Source organism: Crocinitomix algicola (assembly GCF_001661595.2).
Classification (GTDB): Bacteria; Bacteroidota; Bacteroidia; order Flavobacteriales_D; family Crocinitomicaceae; genus Crocinitomix; species Crocinitomix algicola.
Genome location: NZ_LYPF02000014.1, coordinates 54992 through 73319, shown reverse-complemented (window position 1 = coordinate 73319; position 18328 = coordinate 54992). Strand labels below are relative to the sequence as shown.

At 35.1% G+C, this 18328-nt stretch carries 18 protein-coding genes; 11 read left to right on the top strand and 7 right to left on the bottom strand.

Features of this window, described 5'->3' with window-relative positions; all coding sequences use genetic code 11:
* Positions 1-3: 3 nt before the first annotated feature.
* Positions 4-459: a 50S ribosomal protein L13 gene (gene rplM, locus A8143_RS08295; RefSeq protein ID WP_066758337.1), complete on the bottom strand. Its 456-nt coding sequence runs from the start codon at positions 457-459 to the stop codon at positions 4-6.
* 173 nt (positions 460-632) lie between these two features.
* Between rplM and A8143_RS08290 the strand changes: the two genes are divergently transcribed.
* Positions 633-2534, top strand: a complete 1902-nt coding sequence (locus A8143_RS08290; protein ID WP_066758336.1) for an amidophosphoribosyltransferase — start codon at positions 633-635, stop codon at positions 2532-2534.
* A 269-nt stretch (positions 2535-2803) separates the two neighbouring features.
* Here the strand turns inward: A8143_RS08290 and A8143_RS08285 are convergent, their stop codons facing one another.
* Both A8143_RS08285 and A8143_RS08280 read right to left on the bottom strand, forming a co-directional pair.
* Positions 2804-3418: a hypothetical protein gene (locus A8143_RS08285; protein ID WP_139134307.1), complete on the bottom strand. Its 615-nt coding sequence runs from the start codon at positions 3416-3418 to the stop codon at positions 2804-2806.
* An 8-nt stretch (positions 3419-3426) separates the two neighbouring features.
* Positions 3427-4458, bottom strand: coding sequence for a tetratricopeptide repeat protein (locus tag A8143_RS08280; protein WP_066758334.1), 1032 nt, complete (start codon positions 4456-4458; stop codon positions 3427-3429).
* Positions 4459-4656: 198 nt separating this feature from the next.
* Between A8143_RS08280 and A8143_RS08275 the strand changes: the two genes are divergently transcribed.
* From A8143_RS08275 to A8143_RS08235, 9 genes are all read left to right on the top strand, one after another.
* Positions 4657-6081, top strand: coding sequence for an L-serine ammonia-lyase (locus A8143_RS08275; protein WP_066758332.1), 1425 nt, complete (start codon positions 4657-4659; stop codon positions 6079-6081).
* 140 nt (positions 6082-6221) lie between these two features.
* A complete protein-coding gene (locus A8143_RS08270) occupies positions 6222-7238 on the top strand; it encodes an AAA family ATPase (RefSeq protein WP_066758331.1) in 1017 nt (338 codons plus the stop codon).
* Positions 7239-7314: 76 nt separating this feature from the next.
* Positions 7315-8181 (top strand): DUF58 domain-containing protein, encoded by an 867-nt coding sequence (locus A8143_RS08265; RefSeq protein ID WP_066758330.1) that lies wholly within the window; start codon positions 7315-7317, stop codon positions 8179-8181.
* On the top strand, positions 8178-9122 hold the full coding sequence (locus A8143_RS08260; RefSeq protein WP_066758329.1) for a BatD family protein: 945 nt from the start codon (positions 8178-8180) through the stop codon (positions 9120-9122). The genes A8143_RS08265 and A8143_RS08260 overlap by 4 nt, the downstream gene beginning before the upstream one ends.
* On the top strand, positions 9112-10149 hold the full coding sequence (locus A8143_RS08255; protein WP_066758328.1) for a vWA domain-containing protein: 1038 nt from the start codon (positions 9112-9114) through the stop codon (positions 10147-10149). The genes A8143_RS08260 and A8143_RS08255 overlap by 11 nt, the downstream gene beginning before the upstream one ends.
* A 219-nt stretch (positions 10150-10368) precedes the next feature.
* A complete protein-coding gene (locus A8143_RS08250) occupies positions 10369-11301 on the top strand; it encodes a VWA domain-containing protein (protein ID WP_175437517.1) in 933 nt (310 codons plus the stop codon).
* Positions 11298-12101, top strand: a complete 804-nt coding sequence (locus tag A8143_RS08245) for a tetratricopeptide repeat protein (RefSeq protein WP_066758326.1) — start codon at positions 11298-11300, stop codon at positions 12099-12101. Before A8143_RS08250 ends, A8143_RS08245 begins: the two co-directional genes overlap by 4 nt.
* 2 nt (positions 12102-12103) lie before the next feature.
* The gene (locus tag A8143_RS08240; protein WP_066758324.1) at positions 12104-13813 is read left to right on the top strand and encodes a BatD family protein; all 1710 of its coding nucleotides are present in this window, start codon (positions 12104-12106) and stop codon (positions 13811-13813) included.
* 1 nt (position 13814) lies between these two features.
* Positions 13815-14555 carry a tetratricopeptide repeat protein gene (locus A8143_RS08235; RefSeq protein WP_066758322.1) on the top strand — a complete coding sequence of 247 codons (741 nt, stop codon included), beginning with the start codon at positions 13815-13817 and terminating at the stop codon, positions 14553-14555.
* A gap of 69 nt (positions 14556-14624) precedes the next feature.
* Here A8143_RS08235 and A8143_RS08230 read toward each other — a convergent pair whose 3' ends face one another.
* From A8143_RS08230 to A8143_RS08220, 3 genes are read right to left on the bottom strand one after another with little or no spacing between them, the layout of a single operon-like run.
* The gene (locus tag A8143_RS08230; RefSeq protein WP_066758320.1) at positions 14625-14882 is read right to left on the bottom strand and encodes a DUF6952 family protein; all 258 of its coding nucleotides are present in this window, start codon (positions 14880-14882) and stop codon (positions 14625-14627) included.
* On the bottom strand, positions 14863-15177 hold the full coding sequence (locus tag A8143_RS08225) for a thioredoxin family protein (RefSeq protein WP_066758318.1): 315 nt from the start codon (positions 15175-15177) through the stop codon (positions 14863-14865). Before A8143_RS08225 ends, A8143_RS08230 begins: the two co-directional genes overlap by 20 nt.
* An 11-nt stretch (positions 15178-15188) precedes the next feature.
* Positions 15189-15824, bottom strand: a complete 636-nt coding sequence (locus tag A8143_RS08220) for a peroxiredoxin (protein WP_066758316.1) — start codon at positions 15822-15824, stop codon at positions 15189-15191.
* A 232-nt stretch (positions 15825-16056) separates the two neighbouring features.
* On the opposite strand from A8143_RS08220, the gene A8143_RS08215 reads away from it, so the two are divergent.
* Entirely contained in the window at positions 16057-17742 is a 1686-nt protein-coding gene (locus tag A8143_RS08215) for an adenylate/guanylate cyclase domain-containing protein (protein WP_066758314.1), read from the top strand.
* 54 nt (positions 17743-17796) lie between these two features.
* Here the strand turns inward: A8143_RS08215 and A8143_RS08210 are convergent, their stop codons facing one another.
* A complete protein-coding gene (locus tag A8143_RS08210; RefSeq protein ID WP_066758310.1) occupies positions 17797-18258 on the bottom strand; it encodes a hypothetical protein in 462 nt (153 codons plus the stop codon).
* Between the last annotated feature and the right edge of the window lie 70 nt (positions 18259-18328).

Here is an 18328-nt window from a genome sequence, read left to right as displayed (position 1 = left end):
TGCTTATTTAATTGAATCTAATTTAATTGCCTCAGGCTTTTGCGCTTCTTGGTCGTGATTTGACCCTACGTAAACCTTAAGGTTGGTGTATAAAGCATTCCCTAACTTATTTTTAGGCAACATACCTTTCACCGCTTTTTCTACTAATCTCTCTGGATGTTTCTCTAGTATTTGTCTCGCAGTTAAAATTCTTTGACCACCAGGGTAACCTGTGTGACGAATGTATTGTTTCGTCTCCATTTTGTTTCCTGATAAAACAATTTTTTCTGCGTTGATAACTACTACATTATCTCCACAATCAGCATGAGGCGTGAAATTTGGTTTATGTTTTCCTCGAATAAGGAATGCTACTTTGCTCGCTAATCTTCCTAGCGTTTCTCCTTCGGCATCAACTAACAACCACTTTTTATTAGCAGTCTCTTTATTGCCTGAAATCGTTTTGTAGCTTAATGTATCCACAATAATACTGTTTTTAGTTTATATACAATTATCCCAAAAAGGGGGTGCAAATGTACAATGTTTAATTTTATTAACAAAGAATCAATGAAAAAATATTAATTAATAATTGCTAATGGCCAAAAATACAAATGTCTTTTCTAACTTTGCACTAAAATTTACAGTTTTATCGCTACATGAGTGACGCTATCAAACACGAATGTGGAATTGCCTTATTAAGGCTCAAAAAACCACTCCAATTCTACCTTGAAAAATACGGTACAGCTTTTTACGGACTAAATAAAATGTATCTCTTGATGGAGAAACAGCATAATCGAGGACAAGATGGTGCTGGATTAGCCAACATTAAATTTGATGTTGAGCCAGGAGAAAGATACATTAGCCGAGTTCGTTCTATTGATCAAAGACCTATTCAAGACATTTTCTCCAAAATAAATGGCAGATTTTCGGAAATAGAAGAAGAAAATCCCGCTTTATTAAAGGATATCGATTATCTAAAAAAGAACGCTGGTTTTACAGGGGAACTTTTCTTAGGACATTTAAGATATGGAACTTTTGGACGAAACTCTATTGAAAGTTGTCATCCTTTTTTAAGGCAAAACAACTGGCAAACAAGAAGTTTAATCGTTGCAGGGAATTTTAACCTAACTAACAATGACGAGTTATTTAATCGTTTATTGAAGCTCGGTCAACATCCAAAAGCAGTGGCTGACACGGTTACTGTACTAGAAAAAATTGGCCATTTCTTAGATGAAGAGAACCATAAATTATACAATAAATTTAAGCCTGAAGGGTATTCCAACCGCGATGTTTATAAGTTGATTGGGCAAGAAATGGACATTTCGAACATTCTTAAAAAATCTTCTGAAATGTGGGATGGAGGATACGCGATGTGCGGTTTAATGGGACATGGAGATGCCTTTGTCCTTCGCGATCCAAACGGAATAAGACCTGCATTTTGGTATGAAGATGATGAGATCTGTGTCGTTACCTCAGAAAGACCGGTAATTCAAACTGCTTTCAACGTCCCAATTGACGCTATTCAAGAAATAAAACCAGGTCATGCTTTAATCATCAAGAAAGATGGTTCGATTTCTGAAAATTTAATTAACGAACCAGGTGAAGCAAAACAATGTTCATTTGAACGAATATACTTCTCTCGTCCGGGCGATAAAGATATTTACCATGAACGAAAAGAACTTGGTAAACTATTAGTGCCTCAAACGGTCAAAGCAATAGATGGTGAGGTTGATAATGCCGTGTTTTCATACATACCAAACACCGCAGAAACATCATTTTTCGGAATTGTTAAGGGTCTAGAAAAGTATCAGAATAAGATAAAATTCGATTTAATTCGAGAAAAAGGCGAGGAACTGAGTGATGAGGAGCTTAGAAAAATATTAGCCAAACGAACACGTGTTGAGAAAATAGCGATTAAAGACACCAAGCTTAGAACATTTATTACGCAAGATGATGGACGAGATGATTTAGTTGCGCATGTTTATGATATCACCTACGGTACTGTTCAAGAAGGCAAAGACAACTTGGTTGTAGTTGACGATTCAATTGTACGAGGCACCACATTAAAGAAAAGTATTCTACGTATATTAGATCGTTTAAACCCTAAACGAATTGTAGTTGTTTCTAGTGCTCCGCAGATAAGGTACCCAGATTGTTATGGAATTGACATGGCTAAAATGGGTGATTTCATTGCTTTTGTGGCAGCAATAGACTTATTAAAGGAATCGGGCCAACAGCATATTATCGATGAGACCTATCAATTATGCAAATCTCAAGAAGGCTTAAAGAAAGAAGAGATTCAGAATTATGTGAAGAATATCTATAAACCATTTTCTGCGGAAGAAATATCAGCGAGAATCGCTAAATTACTTACTCCTAAGAATATTAATGCAGAAGTAAAAGTGGTTTATCAAACTATTGAAAACCTTCATAAAGCTTGCCCTAACCATACTGGTGATTGGTATTTTACAGGTAATTATCCAACTCCAGGAGGGAATAAGGTTGTCAACAAAGCTTTTATAAATTATATTGAAGGAAATAACGAAAGAGCTTATTAATAGTTCTATCTAAAAAATAATGTGAAGTAAAAAAAGTGAACCCGTTAATCATTCGACTAACGGGTTCTTTCGCTACACCCTGCTCCCACATAGGGCGCAGCAAACTTATTACAACTAAACATCACAATCCGTTGATTGAGTGTACAACAAATCTAAGTATTGTTTACCAAATATTCACTTGATACTCGTTGAACTGCGAGGTTTCATCGTTAAACGGTTTTCTAATTTCGCTTAATCATGTTTTTTCTTCGACAAAACGGTATGTTTTTTTAGACGAACATGTGTTTATTTATGATGGGCCAAATAAAAATATCGATTAAAATTTTCCCTATTAAGTAAATTAGAATCAAAACGATTTGATGAATTAGAATTATGGTCGCCGCATAAGTCAATAAAAATAATAAGAGTATTATAATGACTTGTTTGAGTAAATTGACGTAGATATAGTTATTAAATTTTAATTTGAGATAACGTCTTGGCGCATAGAATTTAAATTGATCTGTAAAATGATTCAAATAAAGTAGTACTGGGAATAAAATCCATAATTCTGATTTTGCAAAGTCAATAAATTTATTTTGCACCTCCGCACTTGTCCAGCCGCCATAAAGCTCTGAGAAAGTGAAAAATCCCCATGCGAACAGAAAAATAAATATTAACCCGCATAAACTGTTTAGTAGTAGAAGTGTAAAATTGCTTTTCTTGGCAGAACCCTTTTTCATTACCCAATAAGCTCTTCGCGCAAAAAGAATTTGATCGCAGAAAAAATCAAGTAAAAAATAAATACCTATAATAAAAAAATCCCAATCGAAAAATAAGTATCCGATTATTGGAAATAATATTTCGAGAACATATTGCTGAACAAAAGGATTTTTCAATCTATTCACGATCATAATTATCGTAAACGATTCAAATTATCCTTAGCCAATTGAAAATCCGGATTTGCTTCAACTGCTCGGCCATAATATTTTCGCGCACTATTTAAATCCCCTAACTCTTCATAAGCTAAACCAAGATTATTATAGGCCTGAAAATAAGTTGGATCCAATTCGGTTGCTTTCTTAAAATAAACAACCGCACTGTCATAATTTTTCGTTTTAAGTAAATGAATATAACCTTGATTATAATAGGGGTCAGCCCAAGTACTGTCGAATTGGTTAATCGTTCGGTATGCCGATAAAGCTAGATTAAGACTATCTCTAACCTGATGATACATCCCTAAGTTATACCAAGCCTCACCGCTTTCAGGTTCGATTTCAATTGCTGAACGATACGCATCGAGCGCGAGTGGCGAATTTTTCTCATCATACATTACTCCCATTTCGATATAAGCAGAATAAAAATTAGGATCTTGTTCGACCGCTGTTTGAAAAGAAGATAGCGCTACATCCCAGTCCTTATCTCTTTTAGTCAAATAATAATCTGATCGGAAAATTATTCCTCGCATAAAATAAGCTTCCGCAAGATGTGGATCTATTCTTAACGCAGCACTGATATACAAATCTGCCATACGTGAATTATTCAACAAGGCATTTAACTTACTCAACCCTAATAAAGCCCCTGTATTTGCCGAGTCCTTTTCTAAAATATAGTCGTAATGAAATTTACTCGAATCTAATTTAGTTAGTGATAAAAAAATGTTCCCATATAACAAGCGCGCCTCATGATTCATCGAATCCAGTAATATGGCTTTTTTTAAATCATTTTTTGCTTGTTGTACATCTCCTGATGCAAGCTTAAACATGGCCCTTTTATATCGCCAGTCAGAATTTTTAGGAAAATCAGACACTTGTTGATCGAAAAAAGCAGCAGAATCAACGACAATTGGCGTAGTATTATTCGTTTCTACATCCGAAATTTCTTGATCCGTCGAATCATCACAAGCGAATAAAAACAACGGGGCTATAAGTATTAGAATTTTTTTCACAACATTTTTTTTAGCAAAATTAAGACTTTAAACGAATCGTCAGATAATTATGATTCAAATGGTATGAATTAATGAGCAAATAGTGTGAGAATCGTTTAATTCTAAACAACCTAAAAATTCTTTATGATAAAGTGTGAAAACATAACTATAATGCGTGAAATAAAATTTAAATTTGCCTCAAAATTTAGACCTTAAAATATGGAATACATCAGTGTTTTTGACATGCTAAAAATTGGAGTTGGTCCTTCAAGCTCACACACCCTTGGTCCGTGGCGTGCAGCTGAGGCATGGCTAAAAAGCTTAAAGGATGAAAATATTTTTGAGCACGTAAAAACAGTGGAAATTGATTTATACGGCTCTTTATCGCTAACTGGTAAAGGCCATGCTACGGATTACGCTGTAATACTCGGTCTATTTGGATTGGATCCTGAACGAATGCCCATTGAAGACATTTCAAAAACCATTGATTTTGTAAAAGAGAAAAAATTATTGCTTTTAGATGGAGAACTTGAAATTAGCTTTGACCTGGATCAATCTATTCGATTTAACAACGATTATCTTCCTTTCCATTCCAATGGTATGCGTTTTACCGCGAATTTAAAAACCGGAAAATCGATTCATGAGATTTATTATTCCATAGGCGGCGGTTTTATTGTTCAAGAGCGTAATGATCAACAAGCTGTAGAGATTCAAAATGACAAAAATTACCCCTACCCTATTCAGAAGGCAACTGATTTAGCAAAATATTGTGATGAGACCGGTAAAATGATTTCCGAAATTGTTTTAGAGAATGAAAAAGTACTGAGATCTGAAAACGAAATTGACAATGAACTCGAGCGAGTTTGGAGCACCATGCTAGAGTGCATGTATATTGGTTGCCATACAGAAGGACGTTTACCGGGTGGATTAAATGTGAAAAGGCGCGCTTTTGACACGCACAAAAATTTAATTGGTGAAGAGAAATACACGAATCCCCAGGAATGGATTTCGGCTATCAGGAATACAGAAGTTAAATTCAGACAAATTTTAAAATGGGTGAGTTGTTTTGCTTTAGGAGTTAATGAAGTCAATGCCTCCTTAGGAAGAGTGGTGACAGCTCCAACAAACGGCAGTGCTGGTGTAATCCCCGCAGTACTCATGTATTATTTGGTGATAGAAAATCATAAAGCTGGATTTCAAGAAATCAAACAATTTTTAATGGTTGCAGGAGAGATTGGAAGCATTTTCAAGAAAGGTGCCACCATTTCTGCTGCAATGGGAGGATGTCAAGCCGAAATTGGTGTTTCTTCCGCTATGGCTGCTGGAGCTCTTACGGAATTATTAGGAGGCAGTCCTTCACAAGTTATGATCGCAGCAGAAATTGCAATGGAACATCACCTGGGGTTAACCTGTGACCCTATCGGTGGTTTGGTTCAAGTACCATGTATCGAGCGGAATTCGATGGGAGCAATTAAAGCAATAAATGCTGCAGAACTCGCATTAGACACCAATCCCCTAGATGCTAAAGTACCATTAGACAAAGTGGTAAACACCATGTGGGAAACAGCAAAAGACATGCATTCTAACTACAAAGAAACCTCACAGGGTGGGCTTGCTGTAGATGTGCGTTTAGCCGATTGTTAAAGAGGTCGCAACCATGTGACACGTTTCAATCAAGCCTATGTTACTCTTGTTAATAAACCTTAACATTTTTTAACAGCACCTAGACTTCATAGGGGTTTCGGTCTCATTAACTTTACAACTAGTTTAGGAACAAGTGATATATGGACGAATTAGAAACAAAAAACGAAACGCAATCAATTGAAGCAATAAATGCTAAAATTCAACAAGAAAGTCAATTTTTGGATCAATTGAATGCTGAAATAAGTAAGGTGATAATTGGTCAGCAATACATGATTGATCGCCTTCTGATTGGACTTTTAGCCAATGGGCACATTTTATTAGAAGGAGTGCCAGGATTAGCAAAAACTCTAGCAATAAAAACGCTTTCCGAAGCTATTGGTGGGAATTTTAACCGAGTGCAATTCACCCCAGACTTGTTACCAGCAGATATTGTCGGAACAATGATTTACAGTCAACGAGATGAAGAGTTTACTGTAAAAAAAGGACCCGTATTTGCTAACTTTGTTTTGGCGGATGAGATTAACCGTGCGCCTGCAAAAGTGCAAAGTGCCTTACTTGAAGCCATGCAAGAACGACACATTACACTTGGTCAAACTACTTACGAATTACCAAAGCCGTTTTTAGTGATGGCCACACAAAACCCCGTTGAGCAAGAAGGGACTTACCCTCTTCCAGAAGCGCAAGTAGATCGTTTCATGTTAAAGGTGTATCTCGATTACCCTACAAAGGAAGAGGAGCAACAAATAATCCGTCATAATATTTCATCCAAGGGATTTCCGAAAGCGAAACCTGTCGTTACGATTGACCAAATTCGTAAAGCAAAAGAATTGGTCAAAGAGATTTATTTGGACGAAAAAATTGAAAAATACATTGTTGATTTAGTGTACGCTACAAGAACTCCTGAAGCATACGGCTTAGATGGATTAAAGCATCTTATCGGCTTTGGTGCTTCTCCTAGAGCATCAATCAACATGGCGCTTGCAGCAAAAGCTTATGCTTTTTTAAATAAGCGAGGATTTGTCATTCCAGAGGATGTCAGAGCCGTTTGTCCTGATGTGTTGCGTCATCGAATTGGGTTGACTTACGAGGCAGAAGCTGAAGATATTACTCAAGCCGATATCGTTAAAAAAATAATGGATTTTGTTGAAGTGCCGTAGCCTTCACTCAAACTATTTCATACGTTCAATTTTTCGAGGAACACTTTTTCTCGCATAGAATTTAATTTTTAAGCATCTGGAAACAAAAGAACTCATAAAAAAAGTACGCAAGATTGAGATTAAGACAAAACATCTATCCAATCAAATATTTTCTGGAGAATATCATTCTGCCTTTAAAGGAAGAGGTATGGCTTTTAGCGAAGTAAGAGAGTACGAAATGGGCGATGAAATTAGAACTATTGATTGGAATGTGACGGCTCGATTTAATGAACCTTTTGTAAAAGTATTTGAAGAAGAAAGACAGTTAACAGTTATGCTCATAGTCGACATTTCTGGTTCTGGGATGTTTGGCACTCGAAATCAACTCAAAAGAGAAACTATAACTGAGTTGTGCGCCGTATTGGCATTCTCAGCAGTATCGAACAACGATCAAATTGGACTCATACTTTTCTCAGATAAAATCGAAAAATTTATTCCTCCTAAAAAAGGAAAATCGCACATTTTAAGAATTATCCGGGAGCTAATTAATTTTGAACCATCAGGGGTAGAAACGGACTTATCTTTAGCCTTAAAATACTTTACCCAGGTTGTTAAAAAAAAGAGTATTGCTTTTGTTCTAAGTGACTTTATGGACAATAACTTTTCTGATGCTTTGAAAATTGCATCCCGAAAACATGATGTCGTTGCCTTAAATGTCATGGATAAAGCGGAACAAGAAATTCCTAATATTGGTATCGCACGGTTTAAAGATCTCGAAACCGGTCGTGTAAAATGGGTGAATACTTCTTCTAAAAAGGTACGAGAAAAATACCGAACAACTTCCGAGAATAGAATGAAAGAATTAAGGCAAACATTTAGACGATCAAAGACAGATTACGCAGAAATATTAACGGACGAAGGTTATATCAAACCATTAATGAATTTGTTTAAAAAGCGCGGATGAAATCATTAATTTCCATATTAACAATTTGTTTGCACGTGATTGCATTTGGACAGGTTGCCAAATTGACTTTGGATCGTTCTTCCATAAAAATTGGTGAACAAATCCACATGAACTTGTCATTTGAATATGCCAACCCAAATGGAGATGCTGTATTAGGTTGGCCGCAAATTGATGATTACCTTGGCAATGATATAGAAGTTGTTGAAAAATGGATTGACCAAGAGAAAATAATAAATCCAACAGAAAAGACTTACCGCCGCGAACAGAATTTTATGCTGACGGTATTTGAAGAAGGCGAATACCTTATTCCTCCTCAAGAAATAACTCTTAACGATTCTACCTATTCAACAGATTCAACCATTATTCTCGTTGAGACAGTGCAAGTTGATACAAGTCAAGGAATTTTTGATATTAAACCTATTTACAGTGTCAACTACCCTTTTTCAGAACGTTCTAAAGATTGGTTAAAAGAAAACTGGTATTGGATTGCGATTATTTTAGCTATAATTCTTGGCTTTTTTATTTATCGATACATCCAGAAAAACAAGGATACAGCTCCTTTGACAGAAGAGGAAGTTATAATTCCGGCCCATATCATCGCCCTTAATACTTTAGATAAATTGTTAAAGGAAGAAGCATGGAAATCAGAACATAAAAAAAATTATTACTCTGAGCTCACGGATACTGTCAGAAGTTATTTAGAAAATCGCTTTGAAATTCACGCGATGGAACAAACAACACGAGAAATTATTCAAGACTTAAAAAAATCAAATATTACTGAAGAAGATAAAGTTTATTTACGAAAAATTCTTCGTGAAGCCGACATGGTGAAATTTGCCAAGTTCGCCCCTAATGATGAGGATGCTTACGCCTATTTACAAAAATCAATTGACTTTGTAAATCGAACGAAAGAAAACGATACTGCGAATAATGAAAATTGATTTATTTGACATACCGATTTTAGAATACACCTTTGTTCATAAAGAACTTTTTTGGTTGTTTTTAATATTACCGATTCTATTTATTTGGAATTGGAAGAAAGAAAAAATTACTGGAGAGTTTCAACGGATTAATTTATCCAGTTTAGATGGTTTTAAAAGTGAAAGTATTAATTGGATTGCTTTATTCAAACATCTAAACTTTACACTGTTTTTAGTCGGAATTGGATTTGTTATTCTTGCTCTAGCTCGACCTCATGATGAAAAAGATATTGAAGAGTACAAGAAAAAAAATATTGAAGGAATCGATATTGTTTTAGCAATGGATGTTTCGGGAAGTATGTTGGCTGAAGACTTTAAACCTAACCGATTAGAATCTGCTAAAAAAGTGGCGGCAGATTTTATAGAAGAACGCCCTTCTGACCGAATAGGTTTGGTGTTGTACGAAGGAGAGGCCTATACAAAAATACCTTTAACCACGGACCATAATTTATTAAAACACGCCTTGGAAGAAGTGGAAACAGGCATGGTAGCACAAGGGACTGCTATTGGCACTGGATTAGTTACTGCAATTAACAGATTACAAAATAGTGATGCTAAAAGTAAAGTCATAATTCTACTTACAGATGGAGTGAATAATTCTGGTGAGGTTGACCCTATTACAGCCGCTCAAATAGCTAAAGAATATGGCATTCGGGTTTATACTATTGGCATTGGCAAAGAAGGACTAGCTCCATATCCAGTTCAATCTGTTTTTGGAACGGTAATGCAAAATATTGAAGTAAACATAGATGAAGCACTTTTAGAAAATATAGCTGAGATTACAGGAACAAAATATTTTAGAGCGCAAAATCAAGACGAACTGAAAGAAATTTATGAGGAAATTGATGTCCTTGAAAAATCAAAAGTTAGGGTTTTAGAATTTAAAACAGACCCACCTGAAAAGTTTTACGCTTTATTGATTTGGGGATTAATTCTAATTGGGCTCCACAAAATCATCGCAAATACCGCTTTAAAAAGTATACCATAAATGGAAGAGCATTTACATAGATACAATGTGAGAACAATCCTCTTTTCCATAATAATTTGGGAGGTTTTGTTCTGGCTAACCTTTTTTGGCCTTTACTATTACTTGATAGAACAAGTAGAGGCTTTTCGTATAGAACACCGCGAATTTTTGTGGTTATTATTGATTATCCCGATCTACATATTGGGCTATTTATTACGAATAGGTTGGAAAAATAAGGTGATGAAGAAACTTGCTGATCAAAGACTTCTTCCCTATTTAACCTTACCCGTTTCCTCCGTGAAATCCTTTTGGAAGTTCTTTTTCTTTAGGAATGCACTCGCTTTTTTAATCTTGGCTTTAGCAAATCCACAATACGGAAAAGGCAGCCAAAAAGCTGTATCAGAAGGAATTGAAATAATGATTGCTTTGGATATTTCAAATTCTATGCGAGCATTAGATTTAGATCCAAAAAGAGATCGATTACGTGTAGCGAAAATGGCGATAGAACAACTCTTGAATGAGCTTCACGGTGACAAGGTTGGATTAGTCCTTTTTGCAGGTGATGCTTTTGTCCATTTGCCCTTAACAATAGATTATGGTGCTGCAAAATTATTCCTTGCTACTGTTCAACCTGAAATGATTAGCAACCAAGGGACAGCTGTAGGTATGGCTATTGAAACTTCCATGAAATCTTTTGATTTTGACAATGGCGTGAATAAATCAATCATTATAATCTCAGACGGAGAAGACCATCAAGGCAATGCCCTCAGTCAAGCTAAGAGTGCGCAAGAGCAGGGAGTAGTAATAAATACCGTAGGAATGGGTAAACCTGTAGGAACGCCATTTCCAGATTACAAAAATGGTCGTATGGTTGGATTAAAAAAAGATTCACAAGGCAATACAGTGACGACCAAGTTGAACGAAAAAATGCTTTTAGATATTGCTAAAGCTGGTGGTGGGGTGTATACCGCCGCTCAAGGGGCATATGTTGATCTAAGGGGAATTTTATCCAGTGTTAGAGGAATTGATAAAACTGAAATGGATTCGAAACTTTATACGGACTATAAAGATCATTTTCAATGGTTTTTAGCTTTAGGTTTGATCTGTCTAATTTTAGAAATATTAGTGAGTGAAAAACGCTCAGGTCTAATTCATAAACTTCAAAAAATATGAAAAAACTTTTGGTCATATTTATTATGTGTCATTGTGCAGGACTTTCTTTCGGACAAAATGAACTTAAAAAAAACTGGTACAAAGGCAATGTGTTTTATGAAAATGGAGAATTTGAAGATGCCGTCTATTATTATCAAAAAGCAGTTGAAGATTCCCCTTTAAACTTTAAAGCGAATTATAATTTAGGAAATGCCAATGTTCGGTTAGAAGATTTTGAAAAGGCGATTGAACAGTATGAAAAAATTGCTGAAATAGCACCGGCACCGATCGATCAATCATGGGCTTATCATAATTTGGGTAACGCTTATTTTAAACATCAAAAATTAGATGATGCAATTGCGGCTTATAAAAATGCTTTGAGAGCGAATCCAAAAGATGAAGAAACGCGCTATAACTTAGCCTACGCCCAATTATTAAAACAAGAACAGGATAAACAAAATCAAGAAAACCAAAAAAATCAAGATAATAAAGACGACAAGAACAAAAACTCAGACAATAAAGAAGATCAAAACGATCAAAATAAACAAGATCAAAACAAAAAAGAAGAAAATAAAAATGACCCAGGTGAAGACGGGAAAGAAACAGATCAAGGAGAAGGAGACAACAAAGATGACCAGAATAATAAGGATAAGGGAGATGAAAAACAGGAACAAAATGGTCAACCTAAAAATCAACCTATAACAAAAGAAGAAGCCAGAAGAATTTTAGAAGCTGCTGGTAGAAAAGAAAAACAAGTACAGAAAGAGTTAGACAAAGAAAAAGTTGTCGGAACTGGCAAATCCGAAGAGATAGACTGGTAATTATGAAACACCTATTATTCATATTAGTTTGCACGTTAATTAGTCCATTTATTTGGGGACAATACACCGTTGAAACAGCTGTAAGCAAATCTTCTGTTGCTGCTTATGAACCCTTCCAATTTGAAGTGATTATGAATAATTTTGATTGTGAAATTGTTCAACCCGACTTTGGTGGATTGGAGGTATTAAATGGCCCTAATCCATATCAATCCAATTACTCGAGCTACATCAACGGGAAATACACGAAAGTAGAAGAGTTTAAATGGGTTTATACTTTACGTGCTAAAAAAGAAGGCGAATACACTATAAAAGGTGTAACGATGCGTTGTGAAGATGGCTCTAAAACCTCCGAACCAATTACAATTGCAGTAGGTAAAGGTCAGGCTCCATCTGAAAACAAAGACTATTTTTTGAGGTTAACCTCAAACAAAAGTGAAGTATACGAAGGAGAACCTTTTATTGCAACTCTTAAATACTATTCAAGGGCTCGGCCTGAAACTCTCGAGGGTATTGATTTAGGTGACGGTGTAGGAATAACACGCCATAATTTAGATCCAAACAAGACTAAATTTCAAACAGAAATAGAGCGAATCAATGGGGTAAATTATTTTACCATTAAATTATATGAGGAATTATGTTTTGCCAACCGAAAAGGAACCGTTAGACTAGAACCCTACCGGGCTGCACTAGTGTTTCAACAAAATTTCTTTAATCGTTTTCGTAAGGAAAGTTATTCCAATCCTTTAGAGATTAAAGTTAAAGGAATAAATAGCTCTAATCGTAAAAATTTTCACGGCTTAGTTGGTGATTTCTCTATTCGTAGTGAAATCAATCGGGATGAAATTGAAATTGGTGAAGCAGTAGACTTAAAAATAACAATTGAAGGAACGGGAAATATTGATCAATCGCTTGTAAAGATAAACCCAAAATTTCCGGTTTCTTTTAACAGTTATGATCCTGAAATTTCAGAATCTATTTCTGCTACGCGAGCTGGTATGAAAGGTAAAATCACTTATTCTTTCACTGTCGTTCCTACCGGAACAGGCAAATTTGAAATTCCAGCCGATACCCTCTATTATTTTGATCTTAAGAGAGGCAGGTTACAACCAATTATTATGGACGGCTATTCGCTCAAGGTTAATCGTGGTGAAGGTGTTACGACACCTATCATTCCTAAAACAAATGAAAACGCCATAGCAAACGAAATACAGTACATCGAAGAAAAAACAAAACCTTTTTTTGAAGCGGACGACTTTCTCTTTGGTACTTGGACGTATTATGGAGGTATTTTAACTCCTTTAGCCCTATCCCTCCTCTTTTTGATTGTATGGCGAAAGAAAAATCATCTTTCAGAGGAAGGCCGAATTAAAATCCAACAAAAAAATGCATTGAAGCAAGCCATTATTGCGCTAAAACCTTTAAAACAACATTCAAACGAACAATTAGCCACTAAAGAGACGTTAAGATCGTTACAACAAGTATACATCCAGTATTTTAAACTTAAATTCAATGTCAATTTATCGGATTTAACCAAGAAGGAAATTGATAATCAACTCAACAAAAGAAATGTAGAAGAAGATACCATTGCTGAATTTACAAGAATCTGGAACGCAATTGAGTTTGGCCAATTTGCCCCGATAGAGCAAAAAAATATTGCGGCGCTGATTGTGGCATCGGAAGAATTAATTCACAAACTTGATAATTTGATTTAAAATGAAATACCGATTATTATTTGTGTTTGGTTTATTTTTATCACTTGCTCATGGACAAGATAGCAGTTTTGTTGCAGGTAATGAAGCCTATGCCAATGGTGATTATGAAAAGGCGCTAAAACAATACAATAAAATTATAGGAGCTGAAAAACAGTCGGCTGCATTATTTTATAACCTTGGAAATACGTACTATAAACTTGATGAAATTGGCGAAGCGATTTGGGCCTACGAAAAGGTTTTGAAAATCAATCCCGGAAATAAAAATGCCCTAAAAAATCTCGAGTTGGCCAACGCTAAAACGATTGAAAAATTAGATCAAACCTCTGTTGGTATTGGGAATTGGTTAGCAATAAATTTTTATAATTTTTCAATAAATTTCTGGGCAATATTGAGTATTGTCGCAAGTATATTATTGGCAGTTAGTTTCTATATATATCGAACTACCAGACTTCAAAAACGGAAAAACATAGCCCTCTCGTCTACCTTAATCTTAATGGGATTATTTTGTTTTACAATATTTTTAGGTGCTAAACATAAAGCCTATATTCTTAAGAGAAATTACGCAGTTATCGTTGCCGATTATGTCGACATTAAACCCTCACCTTCGGAAACAGCTCCGACCGCTTTCCAGATTTTTGAAGGCACAAAAGTAACCCTTAAGCGTTCTAACGATAACTGGGTGGAAATTGAGGTGAACGGAAACACGGGCTGGGTTTTAAAGGATGGAATTTGGGAAATCTAAAGTTTCAATGAAAAAAAAAAGGCGAACCGTAGTTCGCCTAAAAATTCGTTTAGAATCAGATCCTGACTATTATTTATCAATACTTCCCATTACACGTTGCATAAATTGATTTAAAGCGTCCTTCTGAGGTGTACCTTCATCGATTAGCTTTTGTACTTCAATTGCTCCGTACATGTTTGAAATTAATTCGCCAATAACATCTAATTCCTCATCTTTTAACGAAGGAATTTCAGAGAGCATTTCAAGTGTTTCAATTGTTTCATGAACAAAATCCGCATCTTTCTCTTCAATGAAATTGGTTAATTTTTTAATTATTGGAAGTTTCATCTAAAAATGATTTTAAAACATCAACCTTATTGGTTTGAATTTGGTCAACTAGTTCTCCATTTTTGAAAGTTGCAAAGGTTGGTAAGTTATCTACTTTTGCAAGTTTTCGAGACTCAGGAAATTTTTCCGCATCTACTAATGCAAAAAGAGCCGATTCTTTTTCGCTTGCAAACTTCTTAAATTTCGGTTTCATGATTCGACAATTTCCACACCATCCTGCAGAAAATTGCACATGAACCAGTTCGTTTTGGCCAACTAATTCTGATAAATTATCTTGATCTAATTCTTTTAACATCTTATTGATTTTTAGTGATTAGCGAGATATGAAGCTACACCATCTCGGTTAGCGTTCATTGCATCTTTACCTTCTTCCCAGTTTGCAGGACAAACTTCACCATGCTCTTGAACGTGTGCTAAAGCGTCAATTAATCTCAAATACTCATTTACATTTCTTCCTAATGGCATATGGTTTACACTCTCATGAAATACTGTCCCCTCTTCATCAATGATGTAAGTCGCTCGGAAAGAAACATGATCTCCTTCAATAGAAAATTCATCAGTTTCAGGATCGTATTGCTCAATTCCGTCTAAGATATCCAAAGCAGAAGATAAATTTCTATTGGTATCTGCAATTAATGGATACGTTACACCTTCAATTCCTCCTTGATCTTTTGCTGTATTTAACCAAGCAAAATGTACCTCAGCGGTATCACATGAAGCACCAATTACAATTGTGTTTCTTTTTTCGAACTCTGGCAATGCTGCTTGAAAAGCGTGCAATTCTGTTGGACAAACAAATGTAAAATCTTTCGGATACCAGAATAACAATACTTTTTTCTTGTTTTTTACTGCTTCTTCTAAAACATTTAATTCAAATGTATCGCCCATTTCATTCATGGCGTTTACTGTAATATTCGGGAATTTTTTTCCTACTACTGACATATTAATTTCTTTTTTTGGTTAAAATTATTTCTACAAAATTACTTCAGAGCATTGATAAAACCATGAAATTTCAATCATATTTATCTATATATATATAAGTAAAATCAATAACTAATTCCCACTCTATTAGTAATTACTATACATAAACATCTTTAGGTTTTCGTTGTCAAAACACACTTAAAAACTTCCTGAGTGAATCGTTTTTTTACTACCTTTAGGTAACAGCTCTCAGATGTTTGATCGAATTATTAATATTCTTATCGTTGAAAATGATGTGCAGCAATTAGCTGCTTTGCTTTCATACATCGAAAATCCAGGTCATAATATTTTTATTGCAAATTCCGTTGATGAGGCCAGTCAACTATTAAAAACAAAAGAATTTGTCTTTGTTATTTGCTCTTTGGATTTTGACTTTTCTTCTGAATTTATTCTAAAAAAGGTTAAAGAAGGGTTAAAGACAAAAGATGCTGCTATCATTGTGACGTCATCGAATTACGATTTAATAGTAGAAGGTATTGATCCTAAACATCCTTATTCGGGAACAGATTATTTAAAAAAGCCCTTTCAACCTGCTATTGTTAAGTCAAAAGTCCAATTGTTTCGTCGCCTCTATTTTAAGCACCAACGAGTTAGTCATTTATTAGAAAGTATTTTGCCAACTCAAATAATTGAAGAATATAGCATTTACGGTAAATCCAGCCCAAAAAAGAAAACGAATACAGCCATTCTATTTACTGATTTCGTGAATTTTACGCAGAAAACGAAAAACATGCGACCTGATGAATTGGTTAAAAAACTGGATGACTATTTTTCACGTTTCGACACCATTATTCAAAAATATCAACTTGAAAAAATAAAGACGATTGGCGATGCTTATATGGCGGTGGGTGGTGTAACTGAAAAATCACCTAATCCGATCTTGAGAACAGCATTAGCGGCAATTGAAATGCGAAATTTTGTAATTACAGAAATTGAAACAGAGAAAGCATTAGGAAGGGATTATTGGGAAATTAGAATAGGGATTCATTCAGGTGATATTGTTGCGGGTGTTGTTGGGACGCATAAATTTAGTTTTGATGTGTGGGGTGATCCAGTGAATATCGCCGCGCGTTGTGAGCAAAATTCACACGCCAACAAAATCAATATTTCCAGTACTTATTATCAGCATATTTCCGACTATTTTAATTGTACCGCACGTGGTAAAATTTCCGTTAAAAATGCCGGAGAAATTGAGATGTATTTTTTAGATGAAATTAAAAAAGAGTATTCTTTATATAACGAAGGCCGAATACCAAATGCAGCTTTGAGAAAAGCTTTACAATTACCCCCGGCAGATTTTGAAGGCTTGAGAACCTACATTTTGACAAAGTTAAAAGCCGAACTTGACCCAAAACTTTTATATCATTCATGGGAACATACCGAACGAGTTGAGGCTGCAGTTATAAAGTACGGAGAATTAGAGAATTTATCGTCGCATGAATTATTTTTAGTCCGTACAGCAGCGTTATTTCATGATTCCGGTTTTATTTTTAGATATGAGGACAATGAAAAGTTAGGTGTTGATTTATTTCGACATGTTGCACCAAGGTTTGGTTATAGTGAAGCAGACATGAACGAAATAGAAACTATTATTTATGCGACCCAACATGGTGCAAAACCAAAAACACTTTTGGAAAAAATAATGTGTGATGCAGATCTAGATTACCTTGGTCGTATCGATTATCATGTGACTGCAAAAAATCTATTTGACGAACTTGCTCTTTATGGAACACCACTGACTGAGAAGGAGAGAATTAGTCAACAAATAATCTACCTGGAACAAACACATGTTTATTATACCAATTCGGCAAACAACGTTCGAAACCCAGGTAAACAAAGACGATTAAAAGAATTAAAACAGATTTATAAAAACTTTTAGATACAAAAAAGCCTGATTCGAAAATCAGGCTTTTCATTTTATATAAACGTCTGTTTACTTTTTCTCTAACTTCACTGTCGCAACAATTTCAATCACCTCAGCATCCTCACCTTCTCCTACTACGAACTCAGTATCTACTTCTAAAGTAGCTTCCTCTTTAGTTAACTCATCAATGGTTATTTGCGTAATTGTTTCCGACGAAGTATCTTCTTTATATTCAAGTTTAGTACCATCGCCTGTTACACGATACAAGATGTTTTCAGTTACTGAAGTTCCTTCATATGAATTCGTGATTGATCCTTCACAAAACTCTTCATCTTTTAATTTACATTTATTAAAAGTGTAAGTTGTTGTTGGAAACCCTTCCGTACCCACTAATTCGAACGACGCACCACCGTAGAAAATCTTAAATGAAGTTTGTTCCCAAGTTCCATCCAACTTTTTTACTGCTTTTTGATCTTTATTACAAGCCACTGCTACTAACGCAAGCATTGCAATCATCAATACTTTTTTCATTTTTAAAAAATTAAGTTTACAAATCAAATATACGAAATAATCATATCCAACATCAAAACTTTTAGAATTA